Here is an 18,904-nt window from a genome sequence, read left to right on the forward strand (position 1 = left end):
ACTACGCCTCCTTAATAGCATGGAATGGACATGATTCTATACACGCACCACATTTTATGCACTTATTTTGATTTATAGTAAATGGTTGTTTTACAACTCCTTCTATAGCTTTAACCGGGCATGTTTTGGAGCACTTAGTACATCCTTTGCATAATTCTTTATCTATATTTATAATTGCTAAAGCTTTACAATTTCCTGTAGGACATTTTTTGTCAACCACATGCGCCAAATATTCATCTTTAAAATATTTTAGTGTACTTAGTACAGGACTTGCCGCTGTTTTTCCAAGACCACATAAAGCTGTTTCTGTTATGGTTTCTCCTAATTCAACAAGAATTTCAAGATCTTCTAAAGTACCTTTTCCCTGAACTATTTTCTCTAATATTTGAAGCATTCGTTTAGTACCCTCTCTACAAGGTACACACTTTCCGCAGGATTCATTCTGAGTAAAGTTCATGAAAAATCTAGCTACTTCAACCATGCAGGTATCTTCGTCCATAACTACTAACCCACCTGATCCGATCATGGCACCAAATTTTTTAAGAGAATCAAAATCTAGTGGTACATCTAAATGTTCTTCTGTCATGCATCCACCTGATGGACCTCCAATTTGAACAGCTTTAAATTTTTTACCGCCTTTTATTCCTCCACCAGTTTCAAATATAATTTCTCTTAAAGTTGAGCCCATTGGAACCTCTATAAGTCCCGTATTCTCAACATTGCCTGTTAATGCAAAAGCTTTTGTTCCTGGGCTTTTTTCTGGTCCTATGGATTTAAACCATTCGCTACCTTTTAAAATTATTTGTGGTACATTTGCATAAGTTTCTACATTATTAAGTACAGTAGGTTTTCCCCAAAGGCCTTGTTCTACCGTTCTTGGAGGTTTTACCCTTGGCATCCCTCTTTCGCCCTCAATGGAGGCTGTTAAAGCACTTCCTTCTCCACATACGAAAGCTCCTGCCCCTTGATTTACATATATATCAAAATCAAAACCCGTATTTAATATGTTCTTTCCAAGCATTCCATATTCTCTAGCTAAATTTATTGCATTTTTTAGCCGCTTTACTGCTAAAGGATATTCTGCTCTCACATATATATATCCTTCTTTAGCTCCTGTGGCAATCCCTGCTATAACCATTCCTTCAATTACTCTATGAGGATCACCTTCCATAATACTTCTGTCCATAAATGCTCCTGGATCTCCTTCATCACCATTACAAACCACATATTTCATATCAGTATTCTGTGATAAAACTTGAGTCCATTTTCTACCCGTTGGATATCCTCCGCCTCCACGACCTCTTAAGTTAGATTCTGATATTATGTTGCATATTTCTTCTTGCTTCATTCCCTGTATGCATTTGCCCATAGCTAGGTAGCCATCTCTTCCTATGTAACTGATTATTGATTCAGCATCTATATGTCCACAATTTTCAAGTACTACTCTTGTTTGCTTCTTATAAAAAGGTATTTCTTCTTGCTTTTTGTATACCTTTTCATCTTTGCTATACATAAGTCTTTCTACTGGCTCTTCATTAATAATTGTTTTTTCAATTATTTCTTCACAATCTTCAAGCTTTACCTTTATATAAAGATATTGATAAGGCTCTATTCTTACAAGTGGTCCCATTTCACAAAATCCGTGACATCCACTCTTATGAACAGATACGCCTTTTTCTTCCTTATCCAATTCTACTTCTATATTTAAATTTCTAACTTTTAGTAATTCTTTTAACCTTTCATATATTTCTATCGATCCACTTGCTACACAACCTGTACCAGCGCATACAAGTATTTTATATTTTATACTATTTACTTTTTCTTTGCACTTATTGGAGAAATCTATAAATTCATCATAATTTTTAATTTTCATTTTTAGTCTCCTCCTTAAGATTTTTTAATAATTCTAAAGCTGATTCAGGAGTCATTTTCCCATGGACAGTATCATTTATTGTTATAGCAGGGGCTAGTCCACAGGCTCCAAGGCAAGAAACAGTTTCCACTGTGAACATTAAGTCATCTGTTGTATGTTTCTTGTCATTCAAACCTAATTCTTTTCTCAAAGCATTAAGTATTGGTATAGATTTTTTAACATGACAAGCTGTCCCATCGCATATCTTTATTAAATACTTACCTTTAGGTTCCATAGAAAAGTTTTCATAAAATGTTGCCACACTATAAACTTTAGCTGGACTTATATCCATAGCTTCTGATACATAGAGTAAAACTTCCTCAGGTAAATATCTAAACTCTTTCTGTATTTCTTGCAAAACTGCAATAATAGAGGATTTTTTTCTATCATAAGTATTAATTATCTTATCAACAACTTCCATTTCAAAATTGCAATTACACAAATTAACCTCTCCTTTAACGTCTTAATAGTTGAATATTATAGTTAAATTATTCACATAATTATCTTAACATCAGATTAATAACATGTCAAATATTAGTTTTATTAAATTATAATACTAATATAAATCAAACATAATACTATAATTTGTAAATTGATATGTCAGATGTATGCAAGCCTCAAACTATCTATGCTTTATTAATTTGTAAATTTCTATAGTTTTTCATAATCGTTAATTTATTTGCTATTTTTTTAACAAATATGAATTTAAATTTTAATATTTCTTAATTATATAAAAACAACATTTTGTTTATTTAGAAATAAAACTTTGAAATATCTAAACAATTTGCAAGTTTTAAATTATTTTTTTGCATAAATATATTATAAAATAATATATTTGGATTGCTTATAAGTTAATTAGTAAAAGAAGATAATTATCCAGTTTATATTCTATTACCAAATATTTAACATTAAATGATTTTCAAATAGATCCTTCTTTTTACACTCGTTAATATTTGCTATGACAGCAGTATCTTTTACATTTAAAATATCTCTTTCTTCTGAAATCATAGGGATATTATTTCTTTTTATATTAATTATGTTCAAGTCCTTTTTTCTACAAATAGCATATTTCCCTTCAAATTTTATTATTGAAACTTTCATTAATATCTCCTCCATTCTCACGATTTAATTATATACAGCAATTATCATGCCAAACGAATAATCTTGAAAAATTAATACTTATTGCAGTTGAGTATTAAAATGATACAAAATTTTATTTCAAAATGGAATTAATTCAACTGATTTATCAAAACGAAACTAAAAAATATATTTTTCGTGAACTAATTCAGATATACTCAAAAAAGCTATCGGGTATAACCTGATAGCTTTTTTCTTACAGAAAATTCATTTTAATTTTTACATCATCTTTATCACGATTCCACACTGTTGACTCAATTATTGTCTTGTATTAAATGTTAATTATCAAGTACGCTTCTTTTTATCTACATTATAAATCAACACAGGCATCTAAAAATGCTATAGAATTTTTATTAGTCTTTGCCTTATATAACGCTTTATCAGCTAAATCTATAAATGCATTTATATCCATTTTATTTTCAACTGAAGTAATTCCTATACTAGCAGTAACTTTAAAAAGGATATTATTATAAAAAAAATCATGACTATGTATAGCCCTTCTAATCCTATCTGCAATATTCAATGCATCTTTCGTACTAACTCCAGGAAGAGTTATAACAAATTCATCGCCACCCCATCTAGTGGCTATATCGGTATCTCGAATATTATGTTTTAAAATATTTGAAAGCTGTTTTAAAATTTCATCCCCTGCAATATGACCATATGTATCATTGATATTTTTAAAGTTATCTAAATCGATTATTAGCAGAGAAATATATGACTGCTTTTTTGCAGATTTTCCATTGAATCGGATATACTCGCATAAAAAAATTCTCTGTTGTTTAATTGAGTTAAAGTATCTATATACATAGATTTATGAAAAGAATGTGTTATTTTTCCAAGCTTAAGTATAAAGATAATATCAATACATCCTGATGATAACCATATTAGCAACATTAAATAATTTGGTAAGCATAATGCAGCTATATATCCCATTATATGTAAAAATAGTATGAATACTGACGCTATGATGGGAAAAAACTTAATAAAAAGTTTATTCATTAGTAACACCTCCAGTAATACATACGTAGGCTGTGTTAATTATTGGGGGGTATGCTAATTATATTATAAATGCTTTAAAAAATCCTATACTTTGAACTTTTTAACCATATTACTTAAATTTTTTACTAGCTCTACCTGATCCTTGGAAGCCTCAGCCACTTTATCTATACCTACTGCAGTTTCATTTATATTATTTAATATTTCATCAGAATTTGCTGCTGATTCTTCAGCTGTTGCAGAAACATTTTGGATAGCATTACTTACTTCTTCTATGGCTGCAAGTACAACTTTTGAAGAGCTTGATATTTCTTCTGTTACATTATTTACGAAGGCAGAATCTTTTTCATACTGTATGCCTGTTTCTACCAAGAGCTCATAATCTGATTTTACTTGATTATTTATAAATGCTAATACTTTTTCAGCACTATTTGAAAGATTTGAGAAGGCATCCTCTACTCCGCTTACCACTTCTTGTATTTTCGACGCTGTGTTAGAGGATTGTTCTGCGAGCTTTCTCACCTCATCTGCAACAACAGCAAAGCCTTTTCCCTGTTCTCCAGCCCTTGCAGCTTCTATTGCAGCATTCAATGACAATAAATTTGTTTGGGATGCAATATTGGCAATAGCTTGTGACATGTCTCTAATCTCAGTAACAACTTTTCCAGCCTCAATAGCTTGCTCAATATCTGATAAATTATCATCATTTACATTATTTGCAGCTATAATGGCACTTTCTCCTTTGTTTTTTACAGAAATTGCTCTCTCTTGAATTTCCACAGCAGATTTGGTGCCATCATTTGCCTTGTCAGTTAGATTGTTTGTATTGAATTCAATTTCTTGAGAAGATGCATTGATCTCTTCTATAGTAGCGCTTAAATCCTCTGAAGCTCTTGCCACCTGTTCTGCAGACTCAAATATGTTTTTAATTTTAATGGAGATCTCCTCACTAGTATACATTAAGTGTTGTGAGGAACTAACAACTTTATCTGTTGTATTTGTTACTTCTTTAATTAGAATTTGTAAATTCCCCACCATTTTATTATATGCACCTGCTATTTGCCCTATTTCATCTTTGCTATCTATATTTAATCTTAATGTTAAATCACCTTCATTATTAGCAAGTTCTTCAAGTTTGTCAGAAACCTTTGATAGTCCAAAAATCTTTTTTGACATTATAATAAACACAACTAGTATAAAGGTAGTAAGAATTATGATTAAAATATTAGTAAAAATCATAGCAATATTTAGTGTTTTTTTAGCTAACTCAGTTTCATTTTGTAGTCTAGTATTCATTTGCTTTTGGAATTCATTTATAGGATCTGTAATAATTTTTTTGTTAGAATCATAATTATTATCAAACATTAGTACCCTTGCTTTTTGAAAGTCACCAGCAGCTACTGCTTTCATAGCAGCATCTTCTGTTGCGATTAAGGCGTCTGAGTTCTTCTTTGCCTTTTCTATTAGTTCCAATTCATCATTTGGAGTATTTAATTCCTTTAATCTTTGAACAACTTTATCACGAGTTTTAGTTTCATTAACCTCTTTCCAATAATTATCATAGTGTATCTTTTCGCCAAATTGAACATATCTTCTTGCCTCATTTGTTAAATAATCTGATGCATTTACTAAATCAATTCCTAATTGTTTAGATTCCTCCTGTCTTGATACAGCTTCACGCTCCTTTTTAAAGCAGACATTTAAGTAGTAAACACTGCTTCCTAATAAAACTGATAAAATTAAAAAAATTGCCGCAGATAATTTCAAAAATTTGGATATTTTCATTTTGATTCCTCCTAGAGTAAATTTAGAAATGATTTATGGTAATTTAATTCTACAAATTTCCTCCTTATTATTTTTATTTTAATTAATTTTCGTCGGGTTGTCCCTAAAATTTATATGCTTTTTCCAAAATTAAATATTTTATTATTATGTAATTTAAAAATTATTAAGAACTTATCTGATATCTATCTTTGCTCTAAAAATAGATCCGCCCAACAAATAAAAGTCCATTCATCAAATAGCAAGTGCTAGTTAATGAATGAACTTAATATATAGTAAAGCTATAATTATACTTTATCTTTGTATGCTAATTTTGTATCAAGGACTTTAGGTATACTAAATAAATAACATTTCAAGCTAAGAATATTGATTGTTTTGATTTTTTCCTTTTCCTTGCTGATTTTGTTGTCCCTGTTGGCCTTGTTGCCCTTGTTGATTTTGTTGTGTCATTTGCTTTAATTGATTTTGAGCACCATCTATTAATTGAGTCATTTGGTTAAGAGCAGTATTTGCTTGAATTTGTTGATTAGCTTCAGATAATGCATTCATTGCTTGTTGTATAGAACCTTGTAATTGTTGCTGTGATTGTTGCTGTTGTTGCTGAGCTTGGTTTCTAAAGCTTTGCATTTGATTTGAAAGTTGCGTAGATACATTTTGAGTTACCTGTGATTGACCTTGTGATTGAGTTTGCGATACTGTATTATTGTTAGATAGAACTCCTAAATTAGATTTTATTTCACTTAGTGTGTGCTGCATAGAATCCTGTTGACTCCTAAGTGTATCTAACTCTCTGGATATTTCAACGTCTGTTTTTGCTTCTTTTAAGCCTTTTAATATTTCTTTATTTTTTTCATCCATATTTAAAATCCTCCTAAGCAAAACTTTTGATACATCTATATATTTTCCTTAGTGATTAAATATATGTTATTATAATTTGTGCAAAAGTTGAAAAATCTGCATAACTAAACGCTGAACTTATTAAGCAAGTGTTTAGTTACGCAGATTTTACTATAATCTTAGACCTCGATATTCTTAAATAAATTTACACCCTTTGTTAGGATAATTTTATATAGTATGAAATCTATTATTAAGAATAAAATAAACATTATAGTTGTAATATAAAATGCTTTTTCACTAAATTTAATAATAGGTATTGCTGATATTGCAGCCCCAAGTACGCCAACTATAAGACTTAAAAATCCATTGAAATTTTGTTTAACAGCTTTAACTTCACTATCCCAATTTAATTTTGGGTAATTTAAATCAATTAGTAGCCCAGCCATAGAAGAAAATAAGAGTCCAGGAATAGACACAATCAGTGACATTACTACTAGATATAATGGAGCTTTGATTAGTACAATAGCCATTAAAAGCATAATAATAATGGATACTACCCCCATAATCATACCAGATAGTATTTTTGCAGCAAACTGTGTAGTGTAGTCCACCGGAATATATTTACTTATAAAAATATTTTGACCTTCTCTCGATATAGCTGTAGCAGTTATTAGGTTACTTGCTCCTAAGAAGACTCCCACTGCAAGAGCCATCCCAACAATAATTGCTGAAATACTAGGATCTCTTATAATTTCTGTAACCTTTTCTAGCTCTTTAAATAATTGAGGCTGAGTTACCATTGGTATCAATAAAAATACAGGCCATAAAAAATTCATAATTATACAATTCATAAAATAAACTGGAGTTCTAAATAAAATTTTCAGTTCTCTTATAGTCAATGCTATCAATGGAGAGTGTCTTTCACTAAATTTACTTAATTGTTCTGAATTTAGCTCTTTTCTTTTAGAGTATGTTTCAGAAATTCCGACAATTCCCTTAAAATATAGTTTTTCACCTAAAACTAATAGTACTAAGACTACAATTAAGGTTAGTATAATATATAAAAGTAAGTTTAAAAAGCCCTGAGTAGTGCTGCTGAACACTAAAGCTTTTGCTGCTATACTAGAACCTGGAAATAACTTATTAGATACTTGAACTAAAGAGTTATTGCCCGAAGCTATCATTTTAATCATTTGGTCAGGATTGTTTGAAGATACTCCAAATTTTTGCATGAATATATTTATGCCAATAGCTATAAACATAACTCCAATTCCACCTATGATTTTTAACTTATCTTTATGCTTTCCAAGGTTTGTAAAGCTCATAATTATCATATTTAAAACCGATACTATTCCTAAAGGCGCAAGTGGCAGTATTAAAAATATTATGATACCATATGCATAATATATAAATGAAGCGGAACTTTTCACTCCATATACAATTAGTATAGGCAAAAACAATACCAGTTCTGTTAAGTATTCATATAGTAATGCTACCGTAAATTTAGCTCCTAATATTTGCGAAGGTTTTAGTGGCAAAGGAAGAAGATTTTCTATATCCTTTGTGAAATACAATACATTTAATGAATAGAAGATTCCAAAAAAGAATACAAATACACTTACAAAGGAGATTCCAAGTGCTAAAATTAGTCCTTCTTGATTTATTCTTGATAAAAGATTATACCCAGTACTAATAGAGTTTACAATTATACCTATCGTTGGAGCAAAAGCGGCTGCTATTATAATCCATAGTGCAATAGTTTTGACCTTCTTCTTTTTATCACTGCTTAGATTAATATTATTTTTTAAAAGTATCTTAGTTAAAATAATATATTTACTCATTTTCAGTCATCTCCAAGAATATATTTTCAAGTGATTGGTCCTGTTTAAATTTCTCCCTCAGTTCATTAAAGGTACCACAAAATAGTATTTTACCTTTATTTATAATGGCAAATCTATCACATAACTTTTCTGCTACTTCTAAAACATGAGTTGAGAAAAAAACGGAGTTTCCCTTATCGGCATGTTCTCTCATCATCTCTTTTAATACATATGATGATTTAGGATCTAACCCAGTCATTGGTTCGTCTAGTATCCATACAGATGGATTGTGTATCAGAGCACCCATTAAAACTATTTTTTGTCTCATGCCATGAGAGTAGCTTTGAATATAATCATCTAGAGCCTTACTAAGTTCAAATCGTTCTGAAAGATTTTTAATTCTTTCAATTCTTTCACCTTTATCAACTTCGTAAATATCTGCCATAAAATTTAAATACTCTATACCTTTTAATCTCAAAAACATATCAGGGCTATCTGGTACAAAACCAAATTGCATTTTAGCCTTTAAGGCATTTTCCTTGATATTGATATCATTAATCCTAATATCTCCACTATCAGCATTAATAATTCCAGTTATCATCTTTATAGTTGTCGTTTTTCCTGCACCATTAGGACCAAGAAAGCCAAATATTTCACCATCAGGTATTACTAAGTTAATATTATTTACTGCTTTAGTTTTAGAATTATAGCTTTTATTAACATTTGTTAGTTCTATCATATTTTACCTCCTAATACTACTTTAAAATCTCTTATTCTATTTTATCCAAATAAATTATTGCTTATTTTATATTCTGTTATATATAATATATAACAATTATAACAAAAGTGCAACTTTATTATTGATTAGTTATTTTTTTGAAGATGCCTAAATAAAAAAGCTTACGTTAAACGTTCAGTTGTTGCATTCAGGTAATAACTGATCACTTGACAAAAAACATTAGCAACTAATGGATGATAAAATTCCACTAGTTGCTTCTTATATTTTAAAAATCTTTAATTGGTTCTATTTTACATTGAAGATGAGTAGTACTTCCCCCTCCCCAAAATGCTAATTTAATTTTTTTAAGCGTCAGCTTGTGCGAAAGTACTTAGTTAGGCTATCATCAATAACTTCGAGCAAATTCGAACGAACAATACGCGTTAGCGTGAGCATAGAGTATTTTGCTACATTAATACTACAGCATAGGTATATAAGCATATAGGCAATAAGAGCAGAAAATAACTGTATTTTTATCGCATTTTCATTATAACCAATATACTTCTTTATTCTAAGATTCTGCTTAATCCATTTAAAGAACAGCTCTATTTCCCACCTGTGTTTATATATACTTATTATATCTTCTGTAGATAGATCAAAGATATTTGTTACAAATGTGACTGGTTCTCCATTTTCATCAAAGGTCATTATTTCTCTATAGTTACTAAATGTTAAATTCCCTCCGGGAGTAGATCCTAGGACAACTTCTGTATCATAGATATCTTTTAGTGGCTTTGAGTCAATGATTCTTTCTTCCATAATAATTACATTCTTTATACCTCTAGTAACAAACTTAATTCCTTGTTCTGTAAGTCTATCATACCATCTATAATCATAATAACCCCTATCAAATACATAGATGCATTCCTTATCCTCAAATAGACCATCAATACATTTTCTATCATTCACCTGACCTTTAACGATATTTATTTTTTCTGGATACTTACCATTAAACAAGGTGCTGACCTTTATTCCAGCTCTTTCATTATCCATCTGTAAATGCGGAGCAAGCTTTAGAGCTACCAAGATAACTGTTGAATCAATTATTTTAATTGGTGCAATATCCTTAAGCAGCCTAACGGCTCCAAACCTTCGTTTGGCCTTTTTAACTAGATGATAGAATATATCCTCAAAAATTCTATAGTCTCTTGAGGTGTTTTTTCGGGAAAATTGAGAAACACTCGGCACATTTATAAGGCTTTTTGTTTTTCTATTTGATGACAATTCAGACTCTAATTCTCTTAAGCTTTTACAGTTCTTTATGTTAAGATATAGCATTGAATTTATGTGAGATCTTGTATCAAAATGTTGACTTCTATAATCACCATTATACTTTTCGATAGTACGAGTAACAAAATCCCCTCCAATTTCCGCTATTAATTTATGAAAAACTAATTTATTATTATTCTTGAGCATAAAATAAAAACCTCCTTGTGTTTGGTTTCTCGTCAAAACCATTAAAACACAAAGAGGTCTATTTTTTTAGTATTAGATTTTACCAATGCGCACTTGTCAACAAGCATTTTTTACTTTGATGCAACGCTTGAACGTTAAACGTAAGCTTTTTTATTTATAAAGTTTTTAATCCTTTTAAAACTGCTAACTTAGCCATATTAAAGATAGAGTTTCTTTCGTCATCAATTACTATTTTTTCATTTATAGAACTTCCATCTTCACTTATATTAAATAAAGATATAACATTTTTCTTAAAGGAGTATTCAATAAGATTATTTACCAATATCTTATCTTCTTCTCTTTCATTTAAAATCTTGTATAAATAATTTATAGTATACATAGCCTTTTCGATATTTCTTCCCTTAGATATATTTTTATCTATACATCTATTTAAAGCTAGTATTGTCATTTTTGCAATTACACTACTTACATTAACGTTCATATCCATATAACTGTTGGTTAAGAACTCTATTGATTTATTTAACTGATTGAAGTAAATATCTATATCTTCGTCTCCTATTGTAAAGGCAAGTAATACCATGGCAGTTGTTTCTATCTTATCTTCTGTACTACTATCTTCATAATCAACAAAGGCTCCATCTGCAAACTGATTTTTTGCAATAACTCTCAAAAGCTTTTCATGTGGATATTTTCTATCAAGATATTCATTATCATTCATGATCTTATTATGATCTTCCAATAAATCTTCACGAGTCTTGTATATGAATCCAACTACATCAGTGTCCTCTATATCGAATTTTTCTAGTTCATCTGCTAATGTACTTTCATTAACCTTTAAAGGAATAATATTTCTTAACTCTATACCAAGTACAGGCTCATCTCTGAGTTCCATGAAAATAAAAGTGGTTTCTTGGCTTAAGAGTCCATTGTTTTTAGACAACTCTACTACTTTTTTTCTCATGGCTTCTTTTCTTTCACCACGTTCTACTTTCATGTTAAACTCAATGGACTTTATTCTCTTTCTAGCCCATACTTTTTTAAGCAAGGCAGCATTCTCTTCTGTATTAAAATTATCTAAGTTTATCTTTTGAATATAATCTTTATTTCCAACTTTTCCTTTAATAGTTACTTCTCCACCTACTTCTCCTATTACATTAGCAAAAATTGAAAAAGGTTCTCTATCATACATATATTCTATGGTTCTAGGATAAGTAGAGGCAATTTTTAAGCTTCCCCAATCAATTTCTATGTCGTCTACCTCTGGGTTTTGAATCCTTCTAAATTGTCTTAAGACAATATCTTCAATTCTTTTACCATTATTTATAAATTCTGCTTTACCAAAGCTTTCATGCGCAAGTTTGTTTAAAAAGTAATTGTTTGCCGCTGAATCTATTCCAAAGCTAAATATTCTGTTATCATCCAAATGTTCTCTTACATAAGATAATATTTCTTCTTCTTCTTCAACTTGATCATCGGTAAATATTAATATGGTGTTGTGACCGCCTTCATTTTCTAAGGCATATTTTAATCCTTCAAAAATATCTGCATCGCTTTCGATTGACAAATTATCTATCCATCTTGAAGCACTTCTTAATGTATCAGCGTTAAAGTCCGCCATACCTTCTTCTGAGAAGTATTTTAAGCTATCACCCATAGCTACGATATCAAATTTGTCTCCTTTAGAAAGGTTACGTATGCAAAGCTGGAGAGCATCTTTAGCTTGTTCTAACTTCTCACCTTCCATTGTATCGGAAATGTCTATTAAAAATACATAATTTTCCTCAACATCTTCTTCAAAATGATCAAGTTTTGGAAGCATTCTTATATAGACTATTCCTCTATCTTCACCCTTTTCTTTATACTCATAAATCATACCATCCGCTTCTAAATGTTCTTGTTCTTTCATGTATAGTATAAAATCTTTATCCATAGATTCATATTCTTCATTTAAAGTAATTTTAGCTATAGTATCGCCGTCTCTTTCAACATCTATTTTATGATAAGGACTATTAAAATCTAGTTTACATAAAGATTCAATTAAAATATTAGTTTTTAATTCAAAATCATTTTCTTCATATTTTTTACCTAAAAATTTATCTAGCACATTATTTTTAAAGCTATTTATTTTTGAATCTGTATTTAGATTCTTTTGTTCAAAAACTGCAGGAATAACAAGTTTATAAGTATTATCTTTATATTCTAGCTCATTTATGTATGATAGTTTTATACTTACTGTTTCTCCAGATATAATCTTTCCTATACTTATTTTAAATTGATGCTGCTTAAATTCTTCTAAAAGGAAAGTATTATCCCCTCTTAACTTAGCATTTTCATAAATTTTAATTGATTTATCTTTCTCTTCTACCACAGCCTTTAATGTTCTGCCACCTATTTCTGCTTCAAAGCCTGAAATTATAGCTCTTTTAGGTATTGGGAAGAAATAAACCCCTTCTATATCATTTTTTCCACCGTTTTCATAAACTTGATGTATTGATACTTCTGCATATGAACCGCATATGTTTCCGTTTATGCTTACTTTCTTTAGTATTATGCCTTCATTGTTTCCTTTGATTTCTTTTATACCATAAGCCATTTTTAAAACCACCTTTATATTACTTTAAAAAATCACACTCAATTTTATGATTTCCATAATAAAACATATTATACATAGTAATTCCAGCTAAGTTTAAAGATAATTATATTTAAAGTTATTATAATATTATCTCGCAAAATCTATTCCATTCTTTAAGTTTTCAAAATAATCTCTTACTTTTAAGTCCTGGGCAAGTATATGCCCTTCTATCCAAACATAGACAAAATCCAGTAAGTTAATTATAGCTTTTTGTTGATCATCATCTACATGGTTTAAATTTATATTTTCAATTTTTTCAATAAAGTCTTCATGTATTTTTTTATGATTATCAAAATCAGGATACTCATATAGTCTCATAATTTTTTCTTCATCTGCAAAATGATAAACTGTATATTCCTTAAGTTCATCTATAAGATCCAGTATCCTATCATAATAATCCACATATCGTTTGTGCAGAGCTAAATCATAAATAGACTGTCCAATTTCAAAAAGTTTTTTATGTTCGTCATCAATTATTTGTATATTGCAGCTATATTTTTTCTTCCATTCGAACACATCTTCACTCTCCTTCTTCTCTAATTGTCTTCAAGTTAATAGGTACTAATTCCTTTTCTTAATAATAGCATATATTACCTATTTTTATAATATGCATAATTACTTTTTTTAATTTTTAATAGATAATTTTACTATTTAATCGTTATTATAAGTAGAGTATTTTCCTATATATGTTGAATATTAATAATAATTATTATATAATATTCTTAATTATTATATTTTACGAGGTGAATATTATGAATATAGAAGAAGGAATAAAAGCTCCAGATTTCACTTTACCAGGTTCTGATAAAAAAGAACATAAGTTAAGTGATTATTTAGGGAAAAATGTAGTATTATATTTCTACCCTAAGGATAATACTGCAGGATGTACAAAACAAGCTTGTGCATTTAGAGATAACTTTGTAACTATAAGCAATTTAAATTCAGTAGTCATAGGCATTAGCAGAGATTCTTTAAATTCTCATGATAAATTTATTGAAAAGATAAATATTCCATACGTATTGCTTTCTGACTCCAATGAAGATGTATGTAAATTATATGAGGTTTTAAAAGAAAAGAATATGTATGGTAAAAAAAGTATTGGAATTGAAAGAAGTACTTTTATCATTGACAAAGATGGATTTATTAAAAAGATATTCAGGAAAGTAAAGGTAGATGGACATATTGAGAAAGTATTAGAACAACTAAAATAAAAACATTATATTTAAAATTAGAGCAAGTAATCTTTATTAGACCACTTGCCCTGATTTTATCTAACATTAAACTTTGTAGTACTTCCCTCTGCACTAGGTATTATTTCTAGCCTAGAATCAATTCTTTCTTTAAGTTCAGGTACGTGAGAAATTATTCCTACAAGTCTTCCGTAATTTTGAAGATCTATTAAACACTGTATAGCATTGTCGAGAGATTCAGGATCTAGAGTTCCAAAGCCCTCATCAATAAAGATTGTATCAATACTTATACCGCCAGCATAACACTGAACTACATCTGCAAGACCTAGAGCCAGTGCAAGTGAAGCTTTAAAGCTTTCACCACCAGATAGTGTCTTTACATGGCGATATTTACCTGTATAATTATCAAAAACTTGAAGTTCCAATCCACTCTGAGTAAGTCCCTTCCCCTTTTCTTTTATTCTATCAAGTTCATATCTATATTCAGTCATTTTACCAAGTCTTAAATTTGCTTTTTCAATTATTTCATCAAAAAATGCTGCTAGAACATATCTTTCAAAAGTCATTCTTTCAATATTGTTACCTTTTGCTACTTCCGCTAAATCCCCAATTATACTGTACTCTTTTTCTTTTTCCTTAATCTGTTCACTCAATTCATTAATTCTAAGTAGAGAACTTTTATTTCTCATTATTTTAGCGTGAAGCTCTGTTTTTTCTTTTTCTAATACTTCCATCTGATCCTTTATATTTTTGTCTTTTTCTAGAAGTGTACTTATATCTATAATACTTAAACCTTCTAAATCTTTTAAGGATTTTTCATATCTATCCTTTACAGATCTTAATTGCTCATTAAACTCATTTATTTTTTTATTTAAATTCTCAACTTCTTCCTCATTTAGTTTTGAAGTTTTATAATCTTCTAAGTTTTTGAAACCAGATTTCATAATCTCTTCATTTAGCTTGCTTTCAGCTTCCTTCAGCGAAGCTTCAGCTTCATTAAGTGATTTAATTAGCCCTTCATTTTCTGTTAAAAGCTTTTCGTGCTGTAACTTGCATTCATTATACAAATTCTGCGCATCTTTTAGGGCTTTACACATAATTTCATAACGAGATTCTGAGTCCTCAATAACCTTTTTTAACGCTCTTTCAGAACGAAGATTTTCTGGAATCTCAACTGTAAGTTGATTTAATATCCCTTTTTTTCTCTCAACTTCGGATAACTTTTGGGTATACTCATCATTTAATTTTTCTAATTTCTTTTCTTCAGCTTGAAGCAAAGTTTTCTTTTCATTTAGGCTTTTTAAAATAACCTCTTCTTGATTTTTTTCTTTATCAAGTTTTTTTACTTCTATGTATAGTTTTTCTTTAAGACTCTCAAATTCTAGCAATTTATTATTTATAAAATCTGTTAAATCATCTTTCGATAATTCTAGTATATTTTCTTCTATTAGAAGATTAAGCTCATCTTTTAACCTGTTAATAATATTTAAAAGTGACCTTCCATTAACGTCAGTTTCTCTAAAGCATGCATCACTTTTGTCAAGTTTCTTTTTTGCTTCCTCTAAAAGTTTCTTATATTCCTTAAGCTCATCTTCTGTTGGGACATCATGTTCAAGCTTTGCAAGTTTCGGATGATGTGTAGACCCACAAACTGGGCAAGGATCTCCAGTATTCAGTCCTAGAGCTAACACCCCGGCCTGACCATCTCTAAATATCTGTTCCATATCTCTAAATTTCTTTTCATATTCTTCATATAGTTTTTTGTCTTCATTGACTTCTTTCTTGTATTTTAAGTATTCATTTCTAAAGGAAATAAGTTTCTTATTTTCAGAATGTAAATCAGATATTTTGTTATATACTTGGTTAGTTTTTTCAAGTTCAGCATTAAGTTTGATATAATCTGAAGATGCCTTTCTAACAACTTCTAATTTGTTAGAAAGGAGTTCTATATCTTTTTTAATTTTTTCAACTAATTGCTTTTTTTCATTCTTTTTATTATTAACATCCTTTAACTGTAGTTCTATTAAATTTAAGAATGCATTTTCATCTTCAAATGTTTTAACTTTTTCTCTATATCCTTTTAACATAGAAGTATATTCTAAAAGCTTTATTTTTTCTTCTTCTTTGGAATTTTCGACTTTTAGAGCTTCTTCAGCTTTACTCAAAGCTTGACTAGCAATTTCTATTGAGCTTTGATTAAGTTCTAATTCTCTTTTTTTAATTGCTAAATCTTTATGTCTTTCTATATAGTTTCCTTCCACTGCGTCTATTTGTGCAGCTTTTCTAGCTTTTATAAGCCTTTCTTTTTCTAAGTCCATTATGGGTTGTTGGCTTTCTAATTTGTCTTTTATTTTTTCAAGCTCTTCTTTTTCTTCGAATTTTTTATTATTCTCTTTTGCCTCAAAAATTTTCTTTTGGTTTTTCTCTAGCTCATTCAAACTTTCTTTTGCTGACTTTTCTAAAGCCGACCTTTTCTCAATATCTTCTTCAATAAAACTTTCTAAAGAAGCAACAATTTCAGTTATATTTCTATTTTCATTTTGTATCAATTCCATAAGTAAAGTGTTATTGTCAAACTGTATAGTACTTATATTTTCATTTTGTTTATTATTTAAATCCTTAATTATGTTTTTAATTTCTCTAGCTCTATCATTCAACTTTATTTCAACTAATTTATAGGCTTCCGTTCCAAATATTTTCTGAAGTATTTTTTCTCTGTCTTTACTTTCTGATACTAAAAGCTTTCTAAATTCACCTTGAGGTATCATCATAATCTGCTTAAATTGAGCATAGTTAATCCCCATAATCTCATTTATTTTGTCATTTACATTGCTTACACCAGATATAACCTTTACCTGTTCATCTGAATATATTATTTTCATTTCAGCGTCAGTTTTCTGCTCTGTAGTTCCTTCACCTCTTGATTTTCTCTTTTCCTGCTTTGGCATTCTCTTTATATAATACTTATTTCCTTTAAGTTCAAATTCTAATTCTACAGAAGTTAAAGTATCAACATCTGCAAATTGACTTCTTAAGCTTTCACCATCTCTATCTTCACCACTGGCTTCACCATAGATTGCATAGCTTATACCATCAAATATTGTGGTTTTACCAGCACCGGTAGGTCCAGTAATCAAAAAAATGTTTTTATCATTTAATATTGTAAAGTCTATTTCTTCATTTTTGGCATAGGGTCCAAAAGCAGTCATTGTCAACTTCAAAGGTCTCAAATTATTCGCCCCTTTCACCTTTTTGTACTTCTTTTAACACCTTAGCTATTACTTTGGCTTTATCTTCGTCAAATTCTTTTCTAGTAATCCCAGTATAAAACTCTTGAAAAAGTTCAAACATATCTCTTTTGCTTCGGTGTTCTGCTGAAAATTGCTCTACAGCTTCCGGATTCTTATTAAAAGAATTTCGAGTAAGCTTCAAAACATTAGGGTACACTGTTCTAATTTTACTCATAGGTTCAATAAGCTCACCATCATCCGTTAAATCAACTTGAATATAATCTTGAACATTTGTATTTTTGTACACTTCTGGTTTTAACAACTCTTCCAAGTTTCCTCGTATTATCCTCATATCTCTAATTGGAGTAAGTTTTCGTAAGTTTATTTTAACATTTCCTTCATCATCTATATCTACTATAGTTATAGATTTATTATGGCGTACTTCTGAGAAAGAATATTTCATAAGAGATCCAGAGTACCTTATACTATCACTTCCAACTTTCTGTGGTCCATGAAGATGGCCAAGTGCTGTATAATTAAACTCTTTAAAATGTTCTAAATGTATATAGTCTGTCCCTCCTATAGAAAGAGGTCTTTCTGAATCACTTGTTTCACCGCCAATTACGAATCCATGAGCTACAAGTACATTTCTTTCTTTTTTATTCATATTTTCTTTTATAGAATTCACTATTACTTTCATTGCATCATCATGAGTATGAATGTTCTCGTCCTCAAATAAATCACGAACTATTACAGGATCTGCATATGGAACCAAATAAAAGTTAACAGGTCCTACCTCATCATGAATAGATACCTTTTGTATATTCTTTTTAAGTCTTCCTTCAATGTATAGACCTTTATTCATTAATATTCTACTAGCAAAACCAACTCTATCAGGACTATCATGATTTCCCGCTATAGCCATTATAGGTACTTTTAAATCTATTAATATTCTAGAAAACATTTGATCTAAGAGTTCTACTGCTTCCACAGGAGGAACTGACCTGTCATACAAATCTCCAGCAATAACAATAACATGCGGTTTTTCTTCCTCTATAACCTTTATAAATTCATTTAAAATGTAGCGTTGATCCTCTGTCATATGAACTTGATGCACTATTTTTCCAATGTGCCAGTCTCCTGTATGAATTATCTTCATGTAAGCACCCTC

General features: G+C 29.6%; 14 protein-coding genes. 1 reads left to right on the top strand and 13 read right to left on the bottom strand.

What is annotated here, in order from left to right; all coding sequences use genetic code 11:
• Position 1: 1 nt before the first annotated feature.
• The 11 genes from RCG18_RS22550 to RCG18_RS22600 all read right to left on the bottom strand — a co-directional run bounded on the left by RCG18_RS22550 (position 2) and on the right by RCG18_RS22600 (position 13,829).
• Complete coding sequence (locus RCG18_RS22550; protein ID WP_308038235.1) at positions 2-1,873, bottom strand: NADH-quinone oxidoreductase subunit NuoF; 1,872 nt, start codon at positions 1,871-1,873, stop codon at positions 2-4.
• Positions 1,863-2,333 carry an NAD(P)H-dependent oxidoreductase subunit E gene (locus RCG18_RS22555; RefSeq protein WP_308042088.1) on the bottom strand — a complete coding sequence of 157 codons (471 nt, stop codon included), beginning with the start codon at positions 2,331-2,333 and terminating at the stop codon, positions 1,863-1,865. Before RCG18_RS22555 ends, RCG18_RS22550 begins: the two co-directional genes overlap by 11 nt.
• A gap of 470 nt (positions 2,334-2,803) precedes the next feature.
• Positions 2,804-3,013, bottom strand: a complete 210-nt coding sequence (locus tag RCG18_RS22560; RefSeq protein ID WP_308038236.1) for a hypothetical protein — start codon at positions 3,011-3,013, stop codon at positions 2,804-2,806.
• A 346-nt stretch (positions 3,014-3,359) separates the two neighbouring features.
• Entirely contained in the window at positions 3,360-3,863 is a 504-nt protein-coding gene (locus RCG18_RS22565) for a GGDEF domain-containing protein (protein WP_308042089.1), read from the bottom strand.
• Positions 3,864-4,135: 272 nt separating this feature from the next.
• Complete coding sequence (locus tag RCG18_RS22570; RefSeq protein ID WP_308038237.1) at positions 4,136-5,833, bottom strand: methyl-accepting chemotaxis protein; 1,698 nt, start codon at positions 5,831-5,833, stop codon at positions 4,136-4,138.
• A 354-nt stretch (positions 5,834-6,187) separates the two neighbouring features.
• Positions 6,188-6,688 carry a hypothetical protein gene (locus RCG18_RS22575; RefSeq protein ID WP_308038238.1) on the bottom strand — a complete coding sequence of 167 codons (501 nt, stop codon included), beginning with the start codon at positions 6,686-6,688 and terminating at the stop codon, positions 6,188-6,190.
• 158 nt (positions 6,689-6,846) lie between these two features.
• Positions 6,847-8,508, bottom strand: a complete 1,662-nt coding sequence (locus tag RCG18_RS22580; protein ID WP_308038239.1) for a transporter — start codon at positions 8,506-8,508, stop codon at positions 6,847-6,849.
• A complete protein-coding gene (locus tag RCG18_RS22585) occupies positions 8,501-9,226 on the bottom strand; it encodes an ABC transporter ATP-binding protein (protein WP_308038240.1) in 726 nt (241 codons plus the stop codon). The genes RCG18_RS22580 and RCG18_RS22585 overlap by 8 nt, the downstream gene beginning before the upstream one ends.
• A gap of 351 nt (positions 9,227-9,577) precedes the next feature.
• Positions 9,578-10,681, bottom strand: a complete 1,104-nt coding sequence (locus RCG18_RS22590; protein WP_308038241.1) for an IS4 family transposase — start codon at positions 10,679-10,681, stop codon at positions 9,578-9,580.
• A gap of 154 nt (positions 10,682-10,835) precedes the next feature.
• The gene (locus tag RCG18_RS22595) at positions 10,836-13,274 is read right to left on the bottom strand and encodes a VIT and VWA domain-containing protein (protein ID WP_308038242.1); all 2,439 of its coding nucleotides are present in this window, start codon (positions 13,272-13,274) and stop codon (positions 10,836-10,838) included.
• Positions 13,275-13,400: 126 nt separating this feature from the next.
• Complete coding sequence (locus RCG18_RS22600; RefSeq protein ID WP_308038243.1) at positions 13,401-13,829, bottom strand: bacteriohemerythrin; 429 nt, start codon at positions 13,827-13,829, stop codon at positions 13,401-13,403.
• Between the two features lie 236 nt (positions 13,830-14,065).
• Between RCG18_RS22600 and RCG18_RS22605 the strand changes: the two genes are divergently transcribed.
• Complete coding sequence (locus tag RCG18_RS22605; RefSeq protein WP_308038244.1) at positions 14,066-14,524, top strand: peroxiredoxin; 459 nt, start codon at positions 14,066-14,068, stop codon at positions 14,522-14,524.
• 56 nt (positions 14,525-14,580) lie between these two features.
• On the opposite strand, the gene RCG18_RS22610 is transcribed toward RCG18_RS22605, so the two are convergent.
• Positions 14,581-17,733 (bottom strand): AAA family ATPase, encoded by a 3,153-nt coding sequence (locus RCG18_RS22610; protein ID WP_308038245.1) that lies wholly within the window; start codon positions 17,731-17,733, stop codon positions 14,581-14,583.
• A 1-nt stretch (position 17,734) separates the two neighbouring features.
• A complete protein-coding gene (locus tag RCG18_RS22615) occupies positions 17,735-18,892 on the bottom strand; it encodes an exonuclease SbcCD subunit D (RefSeq protein ID WP_308038247.1) in 1,158 nt (385 codons plus the stop codon).
• Between the last annotated feature and the right edge of the window lie 12 nt (positions 18,893-18,904).

This window comes from Clostridium sp. OS1-26, from assembly GCF_030915445.1.
GTDB lineage: Bacteria > Bacillota > Clostridia > Clostridiales > Clostridiaceae > Clostridium_AM.